At 47.0% G+C, this 21,280-nt stretch carries 15 protein-coding genes; 9 read left to right on the plus strand and 6 right to left on the minus strand.

What is annotated here, in order from left to right:
• Positions 1-210 precede the first annotated feature (210 nt).
• A complete protein-coding gene (locus tag OP864_RS09015; RefSeq protein WP_270097888.1) occupies positions 211-891 on the plus strand; it encodes a dioxygenase family protein in 681 nt (226 codons plus the stop codon).
• A gap of 55 nt (positions 892-946) precedes the next feature.
• Here the strand turns inward: OP864_RS09015 and pdxA are convergent, their stop codons facing one another.
• Together pdxA and OP864_RS09025 are read right to left on the minus strand one after the other, a co-directional pair.
• Entirely contained in the window at positions 947-2,608 is a 1,662-nt protein-coding gene (gene pdxA / locus OP864_RS09020; RefSeq protein ID WP_270097889.1) for a 4-hydroxythreonine-4-phosphate dehydrogenase PdxA, read from the minus strand.
• Positions 2,609-2,640: 32 nt separating this feature from the next.
• Complete coding sequence (locus OP864_RS09025) at positions 2,641-3,093, minus strand: low molecular weight protein-tyrosine-phosphatase (RefSeq protein ID WP_015692623.1); 453 nt, start codon at positions 3,091-3,093, stop codon at positions 2,641-2,643.
• Between the two features lie 136 nt (positions 3,094-3,229).
• Here OP864_RS09025 and OP864_RS09030 point away from each other — a divergent pair, with 136 nt between their 5' ends.
• Positions 3,230-4,783: a GH3 family acyl-acid amido synthetase gene (locus OP864_RS09030; RefSeq protein WP_270097890.1), complete on the plus strand. Its 1,554-nt coding sequence runs from the start codon at positions 3,230-3,232 to the stop codon at positions 4,781-4,783.
• On the plus strand, positions 4,767-5,174 hold the full coding sequence (locus OP864_RS09035) for a thiol-disulfide oxidoreductase DCC family protein (RefSeq protein ID WP_270097891.1): 408 nt from the start codon (positions 4,767-4,769) through the stop codon (positions 5,172-5,174). Before OP864_RS09030 ends, OP864_RS09035 begins: the two co-directional genes overlap by 17 nt.
• A 1,130-nt stretch (positions 5,175-6,304) precedes the next feature.
• On the opposite strand, the gene OP864_RS09040 is transcribed toward OP864_RS09035, so the two are convergent.
• Complete coding sequence (locus tag OP864_RS09040) at positions 6,305-9,265, minus strand: M16 family metallopeptidase (protein WP_270097892.1); 2,961 nt, start codon at positions 9,263-9,265, stop codon at positions 6,305-6,307.
• Between the two features lie 537 nt (positions 9,266-9,802).
• On the opposite strand from OP864_RS09040, the gene OP864_RS09045 reads away from it, so the two are divergent.
• From OP864_RS09045 to OP864_RS09070, 6 genes are all read left to right on the plus strand, one after another.
• Positions 9,803-10,402 (plus strand): RNA polymerase sigma factor, encoded by a 600-nt coding sequence (locus OP864_RS09045; protein ID WP_270097893.1) that lies wholly within the window; start codon positions 9,803-9,805, stop codon positions 10,400-10,402.
• Positions 10,403-10,446: 44 nt separating this feature from the next.
• The gene (locus OP864_RS09050) at positions 10,447-11,223 is read left to right on the plus strand and encodes a hypothetical protein (RefSeq protein WP_270097894.1); all 777 of its coding nucleotides are present in this window, start codon (positions 10,447-10,449) and stop codon (positions 11,221-11,223) included.
• Between the two features lie 180 nt (positions 11,224-11,403).
• Positions 11,404-13,116: an ABC transporter ATP-binding protein gene (locus tag OP864_RS09055; protein WP_270097895.1), complete on the plus strand. Its 1,713-nt coding sequence runs from the start codon at positions 11,404-11,406 to the stop codon at positions 13,114-13,116.
• Positions 13,117-13,130: 14 nt separating this feature from the next.
• Positions 13,131-14,312, plus strand: coding sequence for a hypothetical protein (locus tag OP864_RS09060; RefSeq protein ID WP_270097896.1), 1,182 nt, complete (start codon positions 13,131-13,133; stop codon positions 14,310-14,312).
• A 306-nt stretch (positions 14,313-14,618) separates the two neighbouring features.
• Complete coding sequence (locus tag OP864_RS09065) at positions 14,619-15,155, plus strand: DUF1697 domain-containing protein (protein ID WP_015692633.1); 537 nt, start codon at positions 14,619-14,621, stop codon at positions 15,153-15,155.
• A complete protein-coding gene (locus tag OP864_RS09070) occupies positions 15,145-17,037 on the plus strand; it encodes an N-6 DNA methylase family protein (RefSeq protein WP_270097897.1) in 1,893 nt (630 codons plus the stop codon). Before OP864_RS09065 ends, OP864_RS09070 begins: the two co-directional genes overlap by 11 nt.
• A 202-nt stretch (positions 17,038-17,239) precedes the next feature.
• Here the strand turns inward: OP864_RS09070 and OP864_RS09075 are convergent, their stop codons facing one another.
• The 3 genes from OP864_RS09075 to OP864_RS09085 all read right to left on the minus strand — a co-directional run bounded on the left by OP864_RS09075 (position 17,240) and on the right by OP864_RS09085 (position 21,255).
• Complete coding sequence (locus OP864_RS09075) at positions 17,240-17,869, minus strand: DUF4290 domain-containing protein (RefSeq protein ID WP_270097898.1); 630 nt, start codon at positions 17,867-17,869, stop codon at positions 17,240-17,242.
• A 236-nt stretch (positions 17,870-18,105) separates the two neighbouring features.
• Positions 18,106-19,962, minus strand: a complete 1,857-nt coding sequence (gene glmS, locus OP864_RS09080; protein WP_270097899.1) for a glutamine--fructose-6-phosphate transaminase (isomerizing) — start codon at positions 19,960-19,962, stop codon at positions 18,106-18,108.
• Between the two features lie 3 nt (positions 19,963-19,965).
• On the minus strand, positions 19,966-21,255 hold the full coding sequence (locus tag OP864_RS09085; RefSeq protein ID WP_270097900.1) for a DUF4270 family protein: 1,290 nt from the start codon (positions 21,253-21,255) through the stop codon (positions 19,966-19,968).
• Positions 21,256-21,280: the final 25 nt, after the last annotated feature.

Below are 21,280 nucleotides of genomic sequence, written 5' to 3' on the forward strand. Positions count from 1 at the left end.
ATTTTACTGGGGGCGCAGCCCCTTTGATGGCCTAGCGATGTGCAGCAGTGCGGTGCAGCCGCAGACCAAGGCCGTCAGGCCGCAGGGCCGAGCAGACCTGCGAGCTGCGAAACGTAGCGCCGACGACCGAAGGGAGGTGGAGGCCCCAAAAAGAAAAACCAATCAATTCGTTAAACTCATTTAGGCATTTGCGTCTAAGGGAAAAAACTTATGAAACGAAAAGATTTTTTGAAGCGGAGTTTATTGGCCCTTGGCGCCTTGGGATTGGGGGCAAGTTGTAGCAAGGACAGCGAAGAAGAATTGAATGAGAACTGCCCATTGTCTCCTGTAGAAACGGCTGGGCCTTTCCCAATTCACAGTCCAGCAGATTTGGTGCAGCAAAACATTTGTGGAGATCGAACAGGAACCGCTTTAGTGATACAGCTTACAGTTATTCGGCAGACCGAAGAGGCTTGCACGCCTTTGGAGGGCTATTATGTAGATTTGTGGCATTGTGATGCAAAGGGAGATTACTCGGAGTATGGAGGGACCAATATGCAGGCCAATGACTACCAGAATGTTAGCTTTTTGCGGGGGCGGCAGACCACAGATGCCAATGGACAAGTGCAGTTTATTAGCATTTTCCCGGGTTGGTATAATGGGCGGGCTCCTCATATTCACATTGAGGTAAAATCGCCCAATGAGGACTCTATTCGAGTGACGCAAATTGCCTTTCCCAAAGATATTTGCGATGAGGTTTATGCACAAGGACCTTATGAGGGAGAAGCGAATACGAGCAATGAACAGGATAATGTTTTTGGAGATAGTTTATCGAAAAATATGCTGGATCAATTGACGGGAGACCCCCAGTCTGGCTATACCTTGCAAAAAGAAATCGTAGTACAACTATAGGCCAATTGACTTAAATTAAAAAGGGCTGTCGGAATTCTCCGACAGCCCTTTTTGCTTAGTCCTTATTCAGTTCCTCTTGCTTTAGCTCGCTTTGAGGAGCTTCGGCTTTAGGTTCCTGTTTTTTGGGTTCCTGCTTTTGCTCATTTTTGGGAGCTTCGGCTTTAGGTTCCTGTTTTTTGGGTTCCTGCTTTTGCTCATTTTTGGGAGCTTCGGCTTTAGGTTCCTGTTTTTGGGGTTCCTGCTTCTGCTCATTTTTAGGAGCTTCGGCCTTAGGTTCCTGTTTTTTGGGTTCCTGCTTCTGCTCATTTTTGGGAGCTTCGGCCTTAGGTTCCTGTTTTTTGGGTTCCTGCTTCTGCTCGTTTTTGGGAGCTTCGGCCTTAGGTTCCTGTTTTTTAGGTTCCTGCTTTTGCTCATTTTTAGGAGCTTCGGCTTTAGGTTCCTGTTTTTGGGGTTCCTGCTTCTGCTCGTTTTTGGGAGCTTCGGCTTCTTTATTTTCTACAGCATCTGTAGGGCGGGGACCCTTGCGTTTTGGTCCACGAGGGGGGCGTTTACTGCTGCGCTTGCCTTTTCCTTTGGGGTCTTCCTCATTAGTCTCCTCTTGTTTAGGAGCATCTTTTCGTTCTTGTTGGCGTTGCTTGCGGTATTTCCGTCTTTCCTGTTCCTCTTCCTTTTCGTATTGTTCTAGGCTGATGATAGGCATTTCATTAGCGTGCATATCCTCATAATTAGCTCTATTTCTGTAGGCATCGATAGCCAGATAGAGCGCGCGGCGGAAAGAGTCGGCTTCGGCTACATTTTTTCCGGCCAAATTGAAGGCGGTCCCATGGTCTGGAGAAGTGCGGACAAAGGGCATACCAGCGGTAAAGTTGACCCCTTGACCAAAAGAGAGGGCCTTAAAAGCCACGAGTCCTTGGTCGTGGTACATGGCCAAAATGGCGTCAAAATTTTTATAATTTTGGCTACCAAAGAATCCATCGGCAGGGTAGGGGCCAATAGCCATAATGCCTTCTTTTTTGGCTTTTTCGATAGCGGGGAGAATCACTTCTTGCTCTTCCTTACCAATATTTCCGCCATCGCTAGCGTGGGGATTAAGGCCCAGAACGGCAATTTTTGGGCGGTCCAGCCCAAAGTCGGCCCGCAAACTATGGTGCATCAGTTGTAGCTTGCGCAAAACGGTTTGGCTATTGATGGCATCGGCCACTTGGCGAATGGGGAGATGATTGGTCACCAGCCCCACACGGAGGTTTTCATGCACCAGCATCATTAGGTTTTCTTTGCTACCCAATTGCTCGGCCAGATATTCGGTATGTCCTGTATGCGGAAAGTTGGCTAGCTGCATAGCCTCCTTATTGATGGGGGCAGTGACTAGGGCATCTACATAGCCATCTTTTAGGGCCTGTACGGCTTTTTCGAGGGCGATATAAGCATATTTGCCTGCTTCTTCAGAGATATTGCCCAAATTGATACGAACATTATCGCTCCAACAGTTGACCACATTGATTTGTCCTTCTTCTGGCTGTTCTCCTTCTTCTATGGTATGAAACTGAAAACTGCGCAGCTTGACAATATTTTTATGGTAGGCCAAGATCTTGGCCGAACCAAAAATAACGGGCGTACAAAGTTCGGTAATGCGGCTATCGCCTAATGTCTTGAGGAGAACTTCTGGACCAATACCGTTAATGTCTCCAATAGAAATTCCTATTTTAATCTTTTCCATGATTGCTTAAAATGAGCGCATAAAAAAAAGCCCTAGCTCAGTTGTTGAATCAGCGCCTCGCAGGCACGGTCCAACATGGCATAGACCAACTCAAAGCCATTGTCATCCCAATAAGGATCGGGAACGGCTTGGTTGAAATGGGGCCGTTCGAAGTTCATAATGAGCTGTACTTTTGCTTTTTGCTCTTCTCCTTGGGCCATTTTTCGGGCATCTTGATAATTTTGGCTATCCATAGCCAGAATAAGGTCAAAGATAGCAAAATCTTTGGGTTTTAGGGCTCGAGATCGCTGTTGGCTGATGTCGATCCCATGGGCGAAGGCCACCGCCTGAGAACGAGGATCGGGGGCTTCGCCAGCATGATAGGCAGAGGTCCCCGCCGAATCTATAGTCCAGTCTAAATTTAAATCAGTTACTTTTTTACGCAGAATGCCCTCCGCTAGCGGAGAGCGGCATATATTGCCTAGGCAAAGCATTAAAATTTTCATTATACAATTTGCTTTTTTATTTTGTACAACTGTTTAGTTTTTAAGCGGGATATGAGCTAATTTCGGCCCTCTTGCAACTTACAGACAGGCTTTATTTATACACTCCACTTTAAGGTAAATAAACTCCCCCGGATTTATGTCAAAAATAAAAGGACAACTATTCAAGCGGGGGCTGATGTGGCATTTGCGATCAGCCTCTCAACGGCAACAAACTCCGCTGCGCTTGCAGCAGCAGAGCTTGCAGTTTCTTTTGCAGATGGCTGAGCAAACAGCATTTGGTCGGCACTATAAGTTTGCTCAAATTCGGGCGGCTCTAGACCCCATTCGGGCCTATCAGGAGCAGATTCCTATTGTAGATTATGAACAGATGTATGCCCATTGGTGGCATCGTTTGCTAGAGGATGAGGCCAATGTGGTTTGGCCCGGACAGATCCGTTATTTTGCCCAAAGTTCGGGCACTTCTGGCAGCCCTAGCAAGCAGATTCCCGTGAGCAAGGCGATGCTAGGCGCCATGAAACGCAGCACTAAGTTTATGTTTGCCCATTCTACCCAATGGGAGCTTGGCCCCAATTTTTATGGCCGAGATTTCCTCATTATGGGCAGTAGTACCACTTTGCGCAAGCAGGGCCAGCATTGGCTAGGCGATATTTCGGGCATTAATGCCACGCAAATGCCGAGCTGGTTTCGGGGCTTTTATAAACCAGGGGCCAAAATTATTAAACTCCCCAATTGGGAGGAACGTGTTGCGGCTATTGCCGAACAGGCCCACAAATGGGACCTTAGCGTGATTGCGGGCATCCCTTCTTGGGTGCAGATGATGCTCGAACGGGTGCTGCAGGTCCAAAAAGCGGATCAAATTATTGATATCTGGCCCAATCTCAAGATTTATGTTTCTGGCGGGATCGCCTTTTCGCCTTACCGACAACGCTTTAAGGAGCTGATTGGCGGCAATGTACACACCCTAGATACCTATAATACCTCGGAGGGGAGTTTGGCCTGCCAAACCCGAATTGACGATGAGGTCATGCCCCTAGAGTTGATACTGAATAATGGGATTTTCTTTGAGTTTATTCCCTTCAATGCCGATAATTTTAGCCCAACAGGCCAGTTGCTTCCCCAAGCCAAAGCCCTGCATATTGGGGAGGTTCGGGAAGGCAAGGAGTATGCTCTGCTCCTCAGCACTTGCTCGGGCGCTTGGCGCTATTTGCTGGGCGATACGGTCCGCATTCTCAATAAACAAAGGGCCGAGATTCGCCTTACGGGCCGCATTAAGCATTTTGTGAGCATCTGCGGCGAGCACCTTTCTGTAGACAATATGAATGAGGCCCTGGCCCGCTGCGAAGCAGAACTGGGCCTGCAATTTGGCGAGTTTCATCTGCAAGCAGTTAAGGTGGGTAACCATTTTGAACATCATTGGTTTCTGGGGCAAACGGCCCCCCTAGCAGGCTTGTCCGAAGAGCTACTGGCGCAGCAACTGGACCAATATCTGGGCGCCCTAAACGATGACTACAAAACCGAAAGAGAAGATAATTTGTTGAAGAAGGTGAAGCTGCGCCTCTTGCCCAATGCCCTGTTTTGGGAATGGTGGGGGCAGCAAAAACGCATTGACGGACAGTCCAAATTTCCAAGGGTACTGACCGCCAAGCAATTTGCCGACTGGAAACAATTTTTAGATGCCAAAGGATACTAAAGCCATTTTACTTTTTGATGGGGTTTGCCATCTTTGCGAGAAAAGCGTGCAGTTTGTGCTGCAAAGAGATCAGCAGGCTAAGGTTCATTTTGCCGCCTTGCAATCGGAGGCGGGGCAGCGGATTTTGGCCCAACAGCAACTGGCCCAAAGCGATTTTAAATCGCTGGTTTTAGTAGAAGATGGCCAGGCCTATTTGGGCTCTACGGCAGCTTTGCGCCTGCTTTGTTTGCTGCCTTTTCCCTGGCCCATTTTTGGCGTTTTTTTGTGGCTGCCCCGCTTTTTGCGAGATCCCGTCTACTATTGGATTTCCAAAAATCGCTATCGCTGGTTTGGCCAAAAAGAGCACTGTATGCTGCCTAAAGCGGATTGGCAAGACCGTTTTCTTTCCTAATAATTTGGGGCCCGCGGCCGCCTTGGCAAAGCCAAGGCGGCCGCCGCTATGCTGCGCCGCTCGCAGGTCTGCTCGGCCCTGCAGCCGCCTTTGGCGGCTTGGGTCTGGCCCTGCGGGCCACGGCTGCGCAGCGCTGGGCCGCTCATCTTTTCGGCTTTCTTTTGGCCCTCTTCTTCGGCCCGCAAAAAGGAGCAAACCCCTAGGGGTTTGCTCCTTTTTTATTTAGAGTTCTTAAATAAAAATTAAATCTGGAATTAAGTGAACGGACTCTAGCATAGGAATGAGCTAACTTTTTGCTAGCTCGAGCTAGGATTTTGTTAGCTGGAGCTACTGCTGGTTTAGCTCGAGCTAGGGTTTTGTTAGCTGGAGCTACTGCTGGTTTAGCTCGAGCTAGGGTTTTGCTAGCTGGAGCTACTGCTGGTTTAGCTCGAGCTAGGGTTTTGTTAGCTGGAGCTACTGCTGGTTTAGCTCGAGCTAGGGTTTTGTTAGCTGGAGCTACTGCTGGTTTAGCTTGAGCTAGGGTTTTGCTAGCTGGAGCTACTGCTGGTTTAGCTCGAGCTAGGGTTTTGTTAGCTGGAGCTACTGCTGGTTTAGCTTGAGCTAGGGTTTTGCTAGCTGGAGCTGCTGCTGGTTTAGCTCGAGCTAGGATTTTGCTAGCTGGAGCTACTGCTGGTTTAGCTTGAGCTAGGGTTTTGCCAATCATCGCCTAGGGACGAGCCCTTAGGCTAATCCAATGGAGTCAGCCCTGACAAGGGCCTCAACTGCTGATATATAAGGCCTTGTTCAGTTGTTATCGCAGAGAAAAACCTTATCCAAAGGCCCTCTTTAGAGGGCTGTCTAAAAAAGCTAGCCTAGGGGCTTGTCCTTAGGCGCAGGAAAGGGGCAGACACAACATTTTAAACAGACACATAAGGAGCAAGATTAAATTTCTGCGTTTAGAAGGAGCGAAGCGACTGGCCTAGCGATGCGAAAGGGGGCGGCGAAGCCGCAGACCAAGGCCGTCAGGCCGCAGGGCCGAGCAGACCTGCGAGCCCTGAAGCGTAGCGCCCGCCGAAGGCGGGAGGCCCCAAAAAAACAAAAAAGGCCTAGCCCTTAATGGACTAGACCTTTAGACAAGCGTCAAAAAAAGATTAGGGGCGTTCGTTATCCACCTCTTTTTCGGGTTTGATAGTTAGGATCAATGCTTTTTCGATATCGGCATATTGGTTCATGGCCTTTTTGATATCATCTGCTTTGAGATCTTCGATCATTTTTTCTTTGTCGAAAATGCTCAAGGGATTTTCATTGAAGCGATATTTATTGAGCAATTGGCCGATCCAGAAGCGGTTCTCTTTGAGCGAAGTTTCTAGGCCACGGCGTTTAGTTTCGCGGACCTTTTCGAGATTTTCCTCAGAGGGGCCATTTTTTTGGAGCTTGGCCACTTCTTCTTTAACGGCTTCTACGAGGACCTCCACATCATCGGGAGCGCATTGGAAGAAGACAATAATCTGGCTAGTTCCCTTGGGTTCGCGGCTCATGCCACCGCCTACAAATGGGCTATAGACCCCCCCTTTATCTTCGCGGAGGTTTTCTCGGACCATGATGCTCAGGACGCTAATTGCGGCATCTAGCTTAAAGGCCTCTTGAGCCGACCAATTGACCTCTTGGGCAAAAGATAGAATCACATTAGACTGAGGAGCGAGCCCTTTCTTCAGGTTTTTGGTCATTCCCTTAGTGGGGAACTTCACCTCAGGGTCTTTATAATTCTCCTTGCGGTTGGTGCTAGGGAGGCTAGCGATATACTGCTCCACCTGTCCTTTAATCTCTTCGGGTTTAAAGTTACCGACGAGGACAAAAGTAAAGTCGCTAAAATCGGCGAAGCGTTCCTTATAAATCTCGTGAGCACGTTTCATATCGATGCTACGGATTTGCTCCTCAGAGAGGAGGCCAGGGCGGCGGGGGTGATTTTGGCTAAGGGCCTTTTGGTACTCGTTGAAGAAATACTGTTGGGGGTTAGACAGGGCGTTACGGCTTTGTTCTATGGCCTCTTCCAGATAAGCTTCATAGGCGTTTTTGTCTAGGCGGCTTTGGGTAGCATAGAGATAAAGCAATTTGAGCATCGTTTCGAAATCGGCGGTAGAAGAGCGGCCAGAGAAGCCCTCGCTCAGTTCGCTGATATAGGGGCTAATGCTGACTGTTTTGGCGGTCAATTTTTTTTCTAGGGCGATAAGGTCAAACTGGCCAACGCCAGAGCGGTCGATCAATTCGGCGGCGCTAGAAGCCGTAAGGAAATCCTTGACATCATAGATAGAGTGGCCACCGGGGTTATAGGCTTGCAGCATAATTTGGTCGCCTTCAAAGTCGGTGGGTTTCAAGATTACTTTAGCGCCGTTAGAGAGCGTCCATTCGGTAATATTGAGTTCTTTCTCCTTCACTTCTTTTTGGGCCGTTACCTTACCTGCTTTTGGGGCTTTTTCGAGCAGTGGCATATCGAGGAACTTATCCTTATAGGCTTCCACTTCAATCTTTTCGTTTTCGGCTAGAAGTTCGCGGATGCGGTCTTCAGTTGGGATTTTGAGGCCCTCTTTGGCTGGGGCGGTAAGGATAGCCGTGCGGTTTTCCTTAGTGATCCAAGCCTTGGGCAGGGCATTCATTTCCTTAAGCTTAATGCTAGGGAGAAACTCCTTGACCAACTGTAGTTCCTTTTCGATACCGAATAGGGGGGCATCTTGGAGGAAGTGGCTCACACATTCGCTGGCGATAGAGGCTGAAGTCACCTTATCGCGTTTGCGGTAGGCTTGTTCTACATAATTGAGATATTCGGCTTTGGCCCGTTCTAGTTCGGTATCGGTAAAGCCGTGTTCTAGTACACGTTTTTGTTCGCGTAGGACTAGGGCGATAGCCTCTTCGATACTATTTTCTTTGGCGGCAGCTTGGATAAAATAGGCATCGGAATTACGCACATAATTGCCATAGCCAGAACCTGCGTAGAGGAAAGGGGCTTTGGGGTCTTGGCTTAGCTCCTTGTAGCGAGCATTAAGCATGATATTATAGAGTTGGTGCGTAATAGAGGTTCTAAAATCGTCTAGGGTCTTGATGCTTTTGGGAGCATGTTTATGGATCATTTGGAAGCTCACATTCGTGGCTTCTTTATCGGTAGCTACAGAGACGAAAGTTTCCTTATGGCCGGGGACCTCAAAAAGTTTTTTCTCTTTGGGGTTTTCGGGATTTTCCATTTTAGAAAAATTCGTTTTGATTTTGGCTTCGATCTCATCGAGGTCGATATCGCCGACCACGATAAGGGCCATAAGATTGGGGCGGTACCAATCCTTGTAGAAGGTCGTGAGGCGTTCGTAGGGGGCATTTTGGATCACCTCTGTAGTCCCGATAGGTAGGCGATTAGCATAGCGAGAATTATAGAAAAGTTTGGGCCAGTAGACCTGGCGCATACGTTCGTCGGCGCCGAGGCGGGTTCTCCATTCTGAGAGAATAACGCCTCTTTCCTTATCAATTTCTTCTTCTTCAAAAGAGACTGCTGAGGCCCAATCTTGCATAACGACAAGTCCTTTATCGACCAAGCCTTCCTTATCGGTAGGGAGTTGGAGCATATAGACCGTTTCATCGAAAGAAGTATAGGCGTTAAGGTCGGCACCAAAGCGGACCCCTGTTTTTTCTAGGAAGTCAACCAACTCATTCTTTTTGAAGTTGGCGGTACCATTAAAGCACATATGCTCTACAAAGTGGGCCAGGCCTCTTTGGCTATCTTCCTCTTGCATAGAGCCGGCATCGATAGCTAGGCGTAATTCGATGCGGTTTTCGGGTTTGGCATTTTTGCGCAGATAGTAGCGCATACCGTTTTCTAGTTGGCCTGTGCGGATACTTTCGTCAAAAGGGAGAGCGGCTTCCATACCGCTAGCCTTTTCTTCTACGGTGTTGGTATTGGCCGAGATACCGCCTAATCCGCTCAAGGGCGAGCTAGTATCTTTGGCGGGGCTATTTTGTTGCTCGTCATTAGAGGAGAGCCCACCTTTTACTTTAGTAGAGGTTTTGCAGGCGGCTACTCCCATTAGGAGCAACCCTAGGGCAAAGCCCCATTGTTTTAGCTTCATCATGAGATATGTCAATTAAGAAATAAGGTGTGTAAAATACATGTATGTTAGTGTTGTGTTTTGCTTTTTAGTTAAGCAAAAATAAAATTTGAAAATAGAAACTGAATTTTTTTCGACTGAAATGCCTTTATAGGCCATAAAAACAGTTAAATTTAACTTTTGTTATATTGCAGTACAACCTCTTAACAGGGCTATATAGTGTTTTCTCCATTTTGAGGGCGGAGAAAAAGAAGAGCAAGCGAGTTAACCTATAGAATGTATTGAAAAAACGAACTAGCTTAGTGAACTAGGCCCCCCTTTCTGTTTGCCTATTATTTTGGGTAATTATTTTGGGCAGCCCGTCAAAAAAAGCCTAAAAGCAGTCTAGCCAATAGAGGCTTATATCCGAGTTATTGGCTAGCTCACTCATTATTTTATCAATTTTTGGCAAAATAAACATTGAGTATAATAGTTTGTAAATGAGTGGTTTAAGTTGTTTTTTTGCTATTGGGGGGTAATTTTTCGATTTTTGAGGTAACAAAAACCAAAATTTTGGCATAAATGTCTAAAGATAAAAGTAAAGAGAACGCTCCATTGCTTGAAGCGATTCGGTTGAGAGACGATAAAGTAATAAAGCAGATATATCTGGAGAACAAGAAAAAGTTTGTACCTGCAGCTTGTAAAATTTTTATGCAAAAAGAAGCGGAGGTCAGTGAGTACTATCATGAATGTTTTCTTGTTTTTGTAGATAATGTGCAGAAAGGTAAATTAACGAAGCTGACTTGTCAGCTACATACTTATTTACTGGCTATATCTAAGCGTTTGCGCAAGGAATCTTTCAGGAATCAGCAAAGAGACAAGTTGTCTACTCAGGATACCGAATTTTGGTTAAATGTAGATGGGGAGTCTAGTTCTGTTGATACCTCTATTTTGGAACATTACGAAGATGAGCATCGTAAAAAGATAGTAAGGAGTTTACTAAGTCGCATTAGTCCTTCTTGCCAAAAGTTGCTCAATCTTATTTTTTATAAAAATTATAGCTTAGCTGAGATTGTCGAGCAAATGCAATACTCTGACGATCGAGTTGTACGCAAGCGAAAATCGATTTGCATGAAGAAGCTCCGGGAGATTGCGCAGTCTTTTAAAGATAAGCTTCACTAACTGCTAGCCCCCCTATATTTGCTAGTAGTAAAACGCCCCTAATAATGATCACAGAAGAGAAAAAACTAGAGCTGATTGAAAAGCTGGTCCTCAACTATGAGATGACGACAGAAGATCGCCAAACCGCTGAGCAGTTAGCGGAGACCATGCCCAAGGAGGAGTATGAAGATTATGAGATGCTCTTTAAGGGCTTGGATGGTTTGGCTGCAGACAGCTTATTGGCCGATATGAAAAGCTGGGATGCTGAAGAGGAGTTGGCAGAAGAAAAACCGGCCGCCAAGGTCTTTTTCTTGCCTAACTTTAAGTTTTGGCAACTGGCCGCTTCTGTACTTTTGTTGTTTGGCCTGAGCTATAGCCTTTATCAGCTGCTGCCCCAAGAAGATCGCTATTTTGCTAGCTTGCCAGCCGCTCCTTTGTATAGCTTTACCCGAGGAGAAGCTCTAGAGGCTAGCCAAGCATTGATTGCCCAGAAATACCGAGATAAAGATTATGCGGCTATTGTAGAGCTAATGGCTCAGTTGTCTTTGGCTGAACTACAAGCTAAGGATCTTAAAATGCAGTTGGCCTTTGGGTTTAGTAGTATCAAAACAGGTAAAGAACTGGAGAAGGCTGAGGCTATGCTCTTGGCTTTTCCTCAAGAAGAGGATAAAATGCGCCTAATGCAGCTCAAGGACTTTCAGCTCCTTTTGATTAGTTATCAATTAGGAAAGGAAGAGCGCATGCAGGCGCTTGCTGCGCAAATCTTAAAACAGCCTCGACATGAGTGCTATGCGGAAGTACAAGCCTTCTATGAGGAAAAAGGCCTTGCCTTACCTCAATAATTAGTGATAGTTAAGATAGAATTCTACTGGCCAGTCCTACCTTAGGGCTGGCCTTTTTGTTTGCAGAATGCAAAGCGCTGGAGATTATAGAAAGGGCCTCGATGCCCCAAAAATATAAAGCATAAGTTTGTTTAACTTGGCAAACTGCCGTAAGTTGATGGACTAAATCCGTATCATATTATGGCCGTTTTGTTAGCGTATAAGGGCTTGACAATAGACTTTAAACAGGGCGATATGCCTGCTGTTCGAGCCGTGGACCAGCTGAGCTTTCAGCTGCGTTCTGGAGAGTTGTTGGGCATTGTCGGAGAATCAGGCTCTGGCAAATCAGTGAGCTGTTTGGCCGCACTAAGGCTGCTGGCCAGGCCAGCAGCACAGTATGTAGCCGGACAAATTATTTATCGAAAAGGAGAGGAAGAGCTAGACCTTCTACAACTGAAAGATGCCGAAATGCGGAAGATCCGAGGCAAGGAAATCGCCATGATTTTTCAGGAGCCCATGAGCTCTTTAAATCCCGTTATTTCTTGTGGCGAACAATTGATAGAAGCTATTCCCAAAGAAGAAAAAAAGGAGGCCAAGGCCGCCAAAGCTCGAGCCTTGGCCCTATTGGAAAAAGTACGTTTGGATGATAGTGAACGCATTTTTGCAGCTTATCCACATCAATTATCTGGGGGCCAAAAACAACGCCTAATGATTGCTATGGCCTTGGCCGGCCGCCCTAAAATTCTAATTGCCGATGAACCCACAACAGCCCTAGATGTCTCGGTCCAAAAGTCTATCTTGGCCCTGATTAAGCAGTTGCAAAAGGAGCTAGATATGGCCGTTATTTTTGTTACGCACGATTTGGCCGTTCTAGCCGAAATTGCCGACCGAGTTCTGGTGATGTATCAGGCTAAACGAATGGAGGAAGGACCTATCTCAGAGATTTATGAATCTCCCAAATCACCTTATACAAGAAGCCTGCTGGCCTGCCACCCCCCCCTAGATAGTTGGCTCAGCCGCCTACCTACTGTGGCCGATTTTATGGGAGCCCCCCCCAAATATAGCTCAGCCAAAGCCGCCCGAAAAGCGCTCGCTAAGCCAGCCCCTACTTATCAAGTACCTAGCGTTCAGCCGCTTTTAGAGGTGGAAAACCTAAGGACCTATTTCCCTAAGCAACGAACTTTCTTTGGCCGTACCAAAAGCTACCTTAAAGCCGTTGATGGGGTGTCCTTTTCTTTATATCCCGGCGAGGTCCTGGGCTTGGTCGGGGAGTCGGGCTCTGGAAAAACTACCCTGGGCCGCAGTTTGCTGCGCCTACAAGATTGTCAAGCCGATAAGCTTTGCTTTGATGGGCAAGATCTCCGAACACTATCGCCTAAAAAGTTGCGTCAGCTGCGCCCACAAATGCAAATCATTTTTCAAGATCCCCTAGCCGCACTCAATCCCAGACAAAAAATTGGAGTAGCTATTGAAGAACCTATGCGTATGCACGGCATTTTGTCCTCTAAACGAGAACGTCGAAAACGCGTGGAGGAACTGCTGGAACAAGTCGGACTTTCTGCCGATCAATATAATCGCTACCCCCATGAGTTTTCTGGTGGACAACGCCAACGAATCTGTATCGCTCGGGCTTTGGCCCTGCAACCCCGCCTGATTGTTTGCGATGAGTCGGTGTCTGCCCTAGATGTCTCGGTGCAGGCACAGGTCCTCAATTTATTGCTGGACCTAAAAGAACAGTACCAATTGAGCTATATCTTTATCTCTCATGACCTCTCTGTGGTCAAGTTTATGGCCGACCGCCTGCTCGTTATGCAAAACGGAAAAATTGTAGAATCAGGCAGTAGTCGACAAATTTATGAAAACCCCCAAGAAGCTTATACCCAAGAACTCATTGCGGCCATCCCCAAAGGCTAGCTAAACCCTTTTCAATGATAAAATTAATCGAGCAATCGCCTTCCCCCCCTAAGGCAATTAAGTCCAAATTACACGCCTGGGCCTATTGCTTAACCGATGACAAAAATTGGCAACTCAGTCAGGAGTTTGTAGATGCATCCTCTGGACTGACTGTACTTCTGTTGCAGGCTCGAAGGCGATACCGCCTCAATGAAAAAGGAGAGGGCTATAGCCTACCCAATAAGGTCTTTTTGCTAGACCAAAAGTCTACTCGCTTATTAGCACCCAAGGATTGGCGCCCCCGCTTTGAGTATAAACGCAAAGAATGGCAAGACCCTAAAGGCATTTTCCTTTTGCAAGTAGAAAGAATCTGGTCCGAAACCGGCGACTATTATGAGGAAAAACTCTTTAAAACCGAAAATATGCAGTTGCTCATGCAACGCCAACGCCTCGCTTTTGAAGAAAAAGAAGCCGAAAGCCTCTTGCTCAAACAACTCCGAAAAGAACGAAGCCTAAAAAATAAATCCCAAAGCCTTAGTTTGACCGAACTGAGCCAGCTGCAGGCCCAAAAAATGAAAGAAAGTCCATGCTTGCTCTTACTTAGCTATGTCGATGAGGAAAATAAAATCTTCCGACTTTGGTCAAAATATACCGCCCTAGAGTTAGAAGATGAAGATGGCCAACTCTGCCAAAAATTTGACAGCCTAGAGGATTTTTGGTGGTTCTGGAATGCCGCCGGCCTCTTTTTTCTCTATTATCGCCCCTGCCATCATTGCCTAGACCATATCGAACGACCACTCTTCCTCTGCCAATGGATTGTCCAATTAGGTAACCAATTGCGCCAAAGCCAAAACCTAAATAGTAGCGACTATTTCCTGCTCCAACAATGGGAAAATCTTTGCTTCGACCCCAGCCTTTCAAGCAGCTGCTTCAAGCAGTTTTGCCCAATTTGCCAACAAGCCCTGCCCTATAATCCCCGCTACCCCAAAAGGATCTGCAAAAACTGCCAAGCCAAAGCCCAAAATGAAGCCGGCCAAAGCCTCCGCTTCTACAATCAAGGCCTAAATAAAGGCTTGGTCCTCGAAACCCTCGGCCCAAAAGGCGAAGTCCTCAAAAAAGACCAAGGCCGTAGCCAATATTATTGCTATATCAATAAACAACTTTGCCTCATCCATGAAGGCCGCTTCGGAGGCATCCTCCTGCGTTTAGTCGATTGATTTTTTGCTGTTTTTGGGGCCCGCGGCCAGCTAGGCTTCGCCTAGGTCGGCCGCCGCTATGCTGCGGGGCTCGCAAGCCTGCTCGGCCCTGCGCGGGCTTCGCCCGCTGGGTCTGGCCTGCGGCCACCCACTCCGCAGCGCTGGGCCAAATAACGCCCGGCCGAAATAGAAAACTTGAGCAAAGGGAGAAAAAAATTAGGTAGAATCAAAAAACAATTAATATATTGCCAACCGCAGTTAACTAACTGAAAATAAAAAAGTTACGTAAATTGCCTAATCGATTGAGAATTAATAAATTAGCATAAATTGAAGAGCTATATCGTTTTTCTAAGAGGAATCAATGTCGGCGGCAAACGCAAATTGCCCATGAAGTCGCTCCAAAGCTGGCTAGCCGAAAGCGGAGACTATCAAGCCGTAAAAAGCTACCTGCAAACCGGTAATGTTTTGCTCAAAACAACAGCAACCTCCCCCAAAGCATTAGAAGACCAACTAGAAAAATTGCTCCAAAGCAAAATGCAAGATGCTCCCACTGTCTTGGCCCGAACTGTAGAAGATTATATTTCTGCCATAGAAAATCGGCCATTTCAAGAGCAGGCCTTAGAAAAATCTTATCTTTGTCTTCTCAAATCTGCTGATTATCAAGGCCAGCAAAAGCCCAGCGATGAAGTAGAAAAATGGGAGTGGCGAAAAGGAATGTTATTTCTCTATTATCCCAATGGCTACGGCCGCTCAAAACGAGCCAACAACTATTGGGAACGACAACTAAAAATGCCCTGTAGTAGCCGCAACTATAAAACTTGTCTACATTTACTCGCCTTAGCCAAAAGCACCTATGTTGATTAGCAAACAAGAGTTGAGTTCTTCCCTTGGCGTCTGTAACTCAACCATTAGCAACTGGATTAGAACCGGCTTGCTACCCGATTACCAAAAAGGCCAAGAAGGATATAGCCCCAGAACGATAGAGGATATCATGAGCCAGATACAAGCCACAAACAAACTGAAAAGTAGAGTGAACCGCAGCCATAAACATGAATTGCAAATCGTAACCGGAACCCTAAGCTATGCCGAAAGTAAGCTTTTGGTCGAATGGCTACTCCAACTCTCCGAACGCCACCAGCTTTCGGTAGATGCACTCATGTGTTGCCTCTCTATTAAGGCCCTTGATGATGCTCAACTCATCAAAATGGATTGGGCCAATAGTCAACTCAGCTCTAACTCAGATGAGTTTACGCTCTTCCTGCAAACTTGGCTAGATGAACAACACCTACCCCAAGATTTAGACCCCCTCCAAAGAGATCTGCTCGGCCTAACTGTGCCCGAAAAAGAACCCGACTTTATGGGGGTAATCTACGAATCTATGCGCAGCCTGAGCGAAAAAGCTAAGCTGGGCGCTTTCTTTACCCCCGCCGAATTGGTCGAGGATATTGTGCTGCCCGCTACCGCTTCTGTGCTCGACCCCTGTAGCGGAACCGGAACTATTCTACTCCATGTCTTGGACCGTGCACACGCCCCCTCTCTTATCCACCTCCGAGATGTAGATAGCCTCGCTCTCCGCATCGCTAAGGTCAATTTTGCCCTCTTTTTTCAACGTATCGACGAGCTGGTCCATACCGAAGTAATGGATGTGCTAGAGGAACAACCCCAAGAACGATTCGATTATATTATTACTAATCCTCCCTGGGGCGCCAAATTGGACAAAAAACGCAAGAAGGAGTTACGCAAAACTTATCCCGAACTCAAAAGCCCAGAGTCGTTTAGTATCGCAGTTTTCAATGCCTTAGGCAAACTCAAAAGAGGCAGCCAAGCCGGTAGCCGCCAAAATAGCCGCCTGATTTTTATCCTGCCCGAGTCTCTACTCTATGTAGATGCCCACAAAGGTATTCGAGAAATTCTCTTTGAACGCCAATACAAAATTGCTATCCGCTTTTTTGGAAAAGCCTTTAAAGGGGTGATGTCTAGCGTGATTCGCCTAGAACTCCAAAGAGGAAAACGCCAACTCCAACTCGAAAGAGAGGGCCAGTCTATGGAAATCCCCTTTGAGCTATTGGCCCAAAATTATTTCCGCCCCCCAGCCCTAGAAACTAAGGCCGAACTCCAAATTCTTCAAAAGATTCTGGACCGCCCTTCTTTTACCCTGGCCCAAGGCGATAGCACTTTTGGCCTCGGTATTGTTACCGGAAATAATAAGGCCCACCTCAAAAATGAACCGGCCCCAGGCCTAGAACCTATTTATACAGGCAAAGAGTTACAACCCTTCGCCTTTGATGCCCCCCGCAAGTTCATCCGATTTGAACCCGCAAAACTACAGCAGGTAGCCCCTCTGCAGCTCTATCGCCAACCCAAAATTTGCTACCGCTTTATCTCTAAAGAATTAAAGGTGGTGGCCGATTTTAAAGGCAGTTTGCTGCTCAATAGTATCAATTTTATTGTGCCCGACCGCCGGCTGTCTATTAAGGCCCTTTGCGCCTTTCTCAACTCGCCTGTGGCTAGCTTTCTCTATCAACGACTCTTTAATTCAATTAAGGTTTTGCGTCGCCAAATTGAGCATTTTCCAATCCCGCAAGCCTTTAAGGAGTATAGCCCAGCCCTAGAAAATCTGCACGATTGGCAGGTGGAAGGCCATGAAGGCCGCTGGGAACTACATGTACTCACCGCCAAAATGTACGGCCTAGACGATCTAGAAACAGAGGTCCTCTGGAAAACTATGGGCGGAGAAGATCTTTAAGCTTTTTTGGGGCTGCCCCGCCTTTTAGGCGGGTCGGGCTGTGTCGCAGCTCGCAGGTCTGCTCGGCCCTGCAGCGGCTGCGCCGCTTTGGTCTGCCGCCTTCGGCGGCCCTGCTGTCCATCCCTCAGCCTGCGGCGGCTTCGCCGCCTGTAGGACCTAAAAAAGGGCCTCGCTACATCTAGCGAGGCCCTTTTGCTTTGCCCTAGCGGCGGTTGTTATACTGCCGCTTGTTTTGGTATTTATTGTTCTTCTTATAATAATTGTTGCGTCGATATTTAGGCTTGAGAAAGTCTAAGTAGACCTTGGGCGAAATGCTTAGCTCTCCTTTGCTCAAACGATGCAGCTCATCGGCAATGAGCTCATTGGTGGCATGCCCCTGATTAAATTTATTATAGGCCTGCTTCATAAAGGCAGCAATAATACGGGTAAAGTCTGCTTTCTTATCCTCATCCTCCATAGCAATCGCTTTCTCAATCATCTGCGGAATGCCACGGCCGTATTGGCGATAGCGGAGATTGTTTTCGGGGTAGGGGATAGCATCGGGCTTGATCTTTTCCTTTTTGCGAGGGACCTCCTCGGGAATATCAACCTCTAGCTCATAATTGCAAATTTGCAAAATATGCGACCAAATTTTGATGCGGTAATCTTCGGTGCTTCTTTGTGGGTCGGGATACATATTGATAATCAACTTGACAATATGTTCTATAGCGGCCTGTCGTTCTTCTGCATCTTCAATGGCTTTGGCATGAAGAATCATGGCTTGCATATTTCGGCCAAACTCACGCACGAGAATGGGCTCTTTTTCAGTATGATAAGTAGGTGGATGTTGCATAAATAGTGTTCTGTGTACAAAGGAATGCAAGGGGCCAAATTGGTCCTTTGCGGTAGTATGGGGCGGCGAAGCCGCCACGGCCGTTAGGCCGAACGGACTAGCGATCTGTAGCAGGGCCGCCGCAGGCGGCAGACCTAGGCGCCAAAGGCGCCGCAGGGCCGAGCAGACTTGCGAGCTGCGAAAGGTAGCGCCCGCAGCCCCAAAAAAAGGGCTGCGGGAGGCCCCAAAAAAGGAGACTATTCTACAGTAACAGATTTGGCAAGATTACGGGGCTGGTCTACATTACAGTTGCGCAAAATAGCAATATGATAAGCCAGCAACTGCAGGGGGATAACAGAAAGTAGGGGAGAGAGTGGCTCCTCGGTATCTGGAATTTCGATGGCATAATCGACCAATTTCTCAATGGCCTGATCGCCTTCCTTGATAATGGCGATGACCTTCCCTTTGCGGGCCTTGACTTCCTGAATATTGCTAATGACCTTTTCGCGGGTGCTATCATTGGAGGCCACCACGATTACGGGCATATTTTCATCGATAAGGGCGATAGGACCGTGCTTCATTTCGGCTGCGGGATAGCCCTCTGCGTGAATATAAGAAATTTCTTTGAGTTTGAGTGCACCTTCTAGGGCCACGGGGAAATTATAGCCACGGCCTAGGTAGAGGGCATTATTGGCATCCTTAATTTCCTGCGCCACATACTTGATTTTAGCATCATTTTGCAGCAGGCTTTCCACCTTACTAGGAATATTTTCTAGCTCATTGAGGAGTTGGAAAAAGTAAGAGCTAGAGATCGTGCCCTTCTTGCGGGCTAGCTGTAGGGCCATCAAAGTAAGCAGCACCAGTTGGCCAGTAAAGGCCTTGGTAGAAGCCACGCCAATTTCTGGACCAGCATGAATATAAGAGCCAGCATCCGTCATTCGGGCAATAGAAGAGCCCACCACATTACAAATACCGTAGAGCAGGGCATCGCGGTCGCGGGCCAATTCTAGAGCGGCAATGGTATCGGCCGTTTCTCCAGATTGAGAGATGGCCAAAACGATATCATTATTTTTGATAATCGGGTTGCGGTAGCGGAACTCCGAAGCGTATTCTACTTCGGTTGGAATGCGGGCCAGGTCTTCAAAAAGGTGTTCGCCAATCAGGCCAGCAATCCAAGAAGTACCACAGGCGGCAATAATAATGCGGTCGGCATTCAAAAAGCGGTTTTCAAACTCATTGATTCCCCCCAAAGTAATAATGCCTTGCTTGGCATTGATGCGCCCACGCATAGCATCGGCAATAGTTTTGGGTTGCTGATAAATCTCTTTGAGCATATAGTGGTCAAAACCGCCCTTCTCGATGGTGTCAATTTCCATTTCGAGATATTGGATAAAAGGCGTTTGGACCTCATTGCCAATAGTTTTAATCACAAACTCGCCATTATCGCGAGCAATTAGAATTTCCTCATCATTGAGATAAACCACATTCTTGGTATACTCTACAATTGGAGACGCATCAGAGGCGATAAAAAACTCGCCAGATTCGCCCAAGCCAAGCACCATCGGGCTACCTTTTCGGGCGGCAATAATGCGGTCGGGAGCTGTTTTATCAATAATCACAATCGCATAAGCGCCAATGACTCGGCTAAGCGACATTCTTACCGCATCTTCAATAGAAACGGCCTCTTTTTTCTGAATCTCTTCAATGAGATGAATCAAAACCTCTGTATCGGTTTCCGACTCAAACTCATGCCCTTCTTTTTCTAGGGCCATCCGAAGGCTATCGTAGTTTTCAATAATTCCATTATGAATAATAGCCAGCTGCTTGTTGCCCGAAATATGGGGGTGCGCATTGATGTGGTTGGGTGCGCCATGCGTTGCCCAGCGAGTATGTCCAATACCAATATTGGCTTGGGTGCTTTTTCCGGTAGAAAAATCAAGCAATTCCTTGACCTTTCCCTGTCGTTTATAAACCTTAATCTCTGTTTCCCCTTCGGCAGGATTAAAAAGTGCCACGCCGGCACTATCATAGCCACGGTACTCTAGGCGCTGAAGCCCTTTAATAAGGATAGGGAAAGCCTGACGCTCTCCAATGTAGGCAACAATTCCACACATAATTTAATCGATTTTGGTGTAGGTTAAGAAGAGTTTGGCCTGAAGGCTACTCGCCTGCCCATTTCCAATACGCATACGCTCGGTATCCGTAATAGCAGCCGTTTGAATATAAAGTGCTGCCTCCTCTGTTTCCTGATCAACTAGGCGTTGCAGGTATTCAGATAAATTCATGGCAAAATAGGCTTGATCTCCCTCATAGCTCAACAATCCACCAAAGAGGCGGAAAGGGTCGCTTGGGTTACGATTGACAGAACTGGTCACATCATCAATCAATAGGTAACCATCAGTACTCGTTTTCTCTAAACAAAAAAGTTGATCTGGGGCGGGAAAATTTCGATCCTGCTCTTCGGCTAGTTGAATGACTAGTTCCGCTTTATTTACAATAATAGCGCCTAAGTTAGCCAGATGCGGAAAGGCTAGGCGAACGCCTAGACCGTTCATTCCCTGAAGGTAAACGATGCTATCGCTGCTATTATTTTGAAGTACAGTCGTATTGCTATAATCATGGCTAATGTTCAAAACAGATTCGGCATCATCATCCATCAGGTAGTCGTAGCTTTGGGCCACCCCCGCAGAATCTGTATAATAAAGCGTCAGCTTAGAATAGGCACTCTCTGATAAGAAACGCAGAATAGCCGATTGCTGTCCATTGGTTTTTGGGCGAATATATACGCCCTTAAAGGCTTCTTTAAAAGCACTATTACTACTATAAATAGCAGAGTCGGGCTGCATGAGGTATTGGCCCAAAGAATCGGCCAAGCGAATGCGCAACTGAGGGTCAAGGGCCGCATCATCTACACTCACAGGCTCATTCACCTTAGGAATAAAGCTAAAGTCAGCCAACAAATCGCCTGTCAAAAATTCAGCATCAGCGCTATAGTCTTCATCGGGGTCAATGTCTTCTGTCAAACGATAAACCTGCCACTCCTGAACCCCCAATTGGCTAATGTTTCCACCATAATGCCCTACCGAATCATAGGCCAAACTGAGCACCAAAGAATCAAAACTAGCATTGGGAAAACTGGCATTGCTACTGGTCAAGCGAAAGTTGGCATAAACCCCAGCCTCCGTTTTACCAAAAATAGGGTCCAGATAACTGCCGCAAATCCAACGCGTCCGAGCCGAGCTCGTGAGCGGATCGGTCAATACCGTTTGTAGGTCCAGACTCAAACTGTCGGTATAAATAATATTGGCAGGGTCTTGCTCTACTAAAGAAAGACCTAATTCGCTAGGTTTGCTACAAGCAGCTAGAAAAAAAAGGCTGCTCCAAAAAAAGAGGGTTCTAATTTGCATAAACGTTTAGACTACAAGGCCCATA

Origin of the sequence: Saprospira grandis, assembly GCF_027594745.1 — a bacterium.
In the GTDB taxonomy this organism is placed as follows: domain Bacteria; phylum Bacteroidota; class Bacteroidia; order Chitinophagales; family Saprospiraceae; genus Saprospira; species Saprospira grandis.

What these genes read in the sequence shown, in the direction of transcription:
- OP864_RS09060 (WP_270097896.1), top strand. Translation starts at nt 13,131, where the DNA reads ATGATAAAATTAATCGAGCAATCGCCTTCCCCCCCTAAGGCAATTAAG.
- OP864_RS09050 (WP_270097894.1), top strand. Translation starts at nt 10,447, where the DNA reads ATGATCACAGAAGAGAAAAAACTAGAGCTGATTGAAAAGCTGGTCCTC.
- OP864_RS09045 (WP_270097893.1), top strand. Translation starts at nt 9,803, where the DNA reads ATGTCTAAAGATAAAAGTAAAGAGAACGCTCCATTGCTTGAAGCGATT.
- OP864_RS09085 (WP_270097900.1), bottom strand. Translation starts at nt 21,255, where the DNA reads ATGCAAATTAGAACCCTCTTTTTTTGGAGCAGCCTTTTTTTTCTAGCT.
- glmS (WP_270097899.1), bottom strand. Translation starts at nt 19,962, where the DNA reads ATGTGTGGAATTGTTGCCTACATTGGAGAGCGTCAGGCTTTCCCTATC.
- OP864_RS09015 (WP_270097888.1), top strand. Translation starts at nt 211, where the DNA reads ATGAAACGAAAAGATTTTTTGAAGCGGAGTTTATTGGCCCTTGGCGCC.
- pdxA (WP_270097889.1), bottom strand. Translation starts at nt 2,608, where the DNA reads ATGGAAAAGATTAAAATAGGAATTTCTATTGGAGACATTAACGGTATT.
- OP864_RS09040 (WP_270097892.1), bottom strand. Translation starts at nt 9,265, where the DNA reads ATGATGAAGCTAAAACAATGGGGCTTTGCCCTAGGGTTGCTCCTAATG.
- OP864_RS09025 (WP_015692623.1), bottom strand. Translation starts at nt 3,093, where the DNA reads ATGAAAATTTTAATGCTTTGCCTAGGCAATATATGCCGCTCTCCGCTA.
- OP864_RS09075 (WP_270097898.1), bottom strand. Translation starts at nt 17,869, where the DNA reads ATGCAACATCCACCTACTTATCATACTGAAAAAGAGCCCATTCTCGTG.
- OP864_RS09055 (WP_270097895.1), top strand. Translation starts at nt 11,404, where the DNA reads ATGGCCGTTTTGTTAGCGTATAAGGGCTTGACAATAGACTTTAAACAG.
- OP864_RS09070 (WP_270097897.1), top strand. Translation starts at nt 15,145, where the DNA reads ATGTTGATTAGCAAACAAGAGTTGAGTTCTTCCCTTGGCGTCTGTAAC.
- OP864_RS09035 (WP_270097891.1), top strand. Translation starts at nt 4,767, where the DNA reads ATGCCAAAGGATACTAAAGCCATTTTACTTTTTGATGGGGTTTGCCAT.
- OP864_RS09030 (WP_270097890.1), top strand. Translation starts at nt 3,230, where the DNA reads ATGTCAAAAATAAAAGGACAACTATTCAAGCGGGGGCTGATGTGGCAT.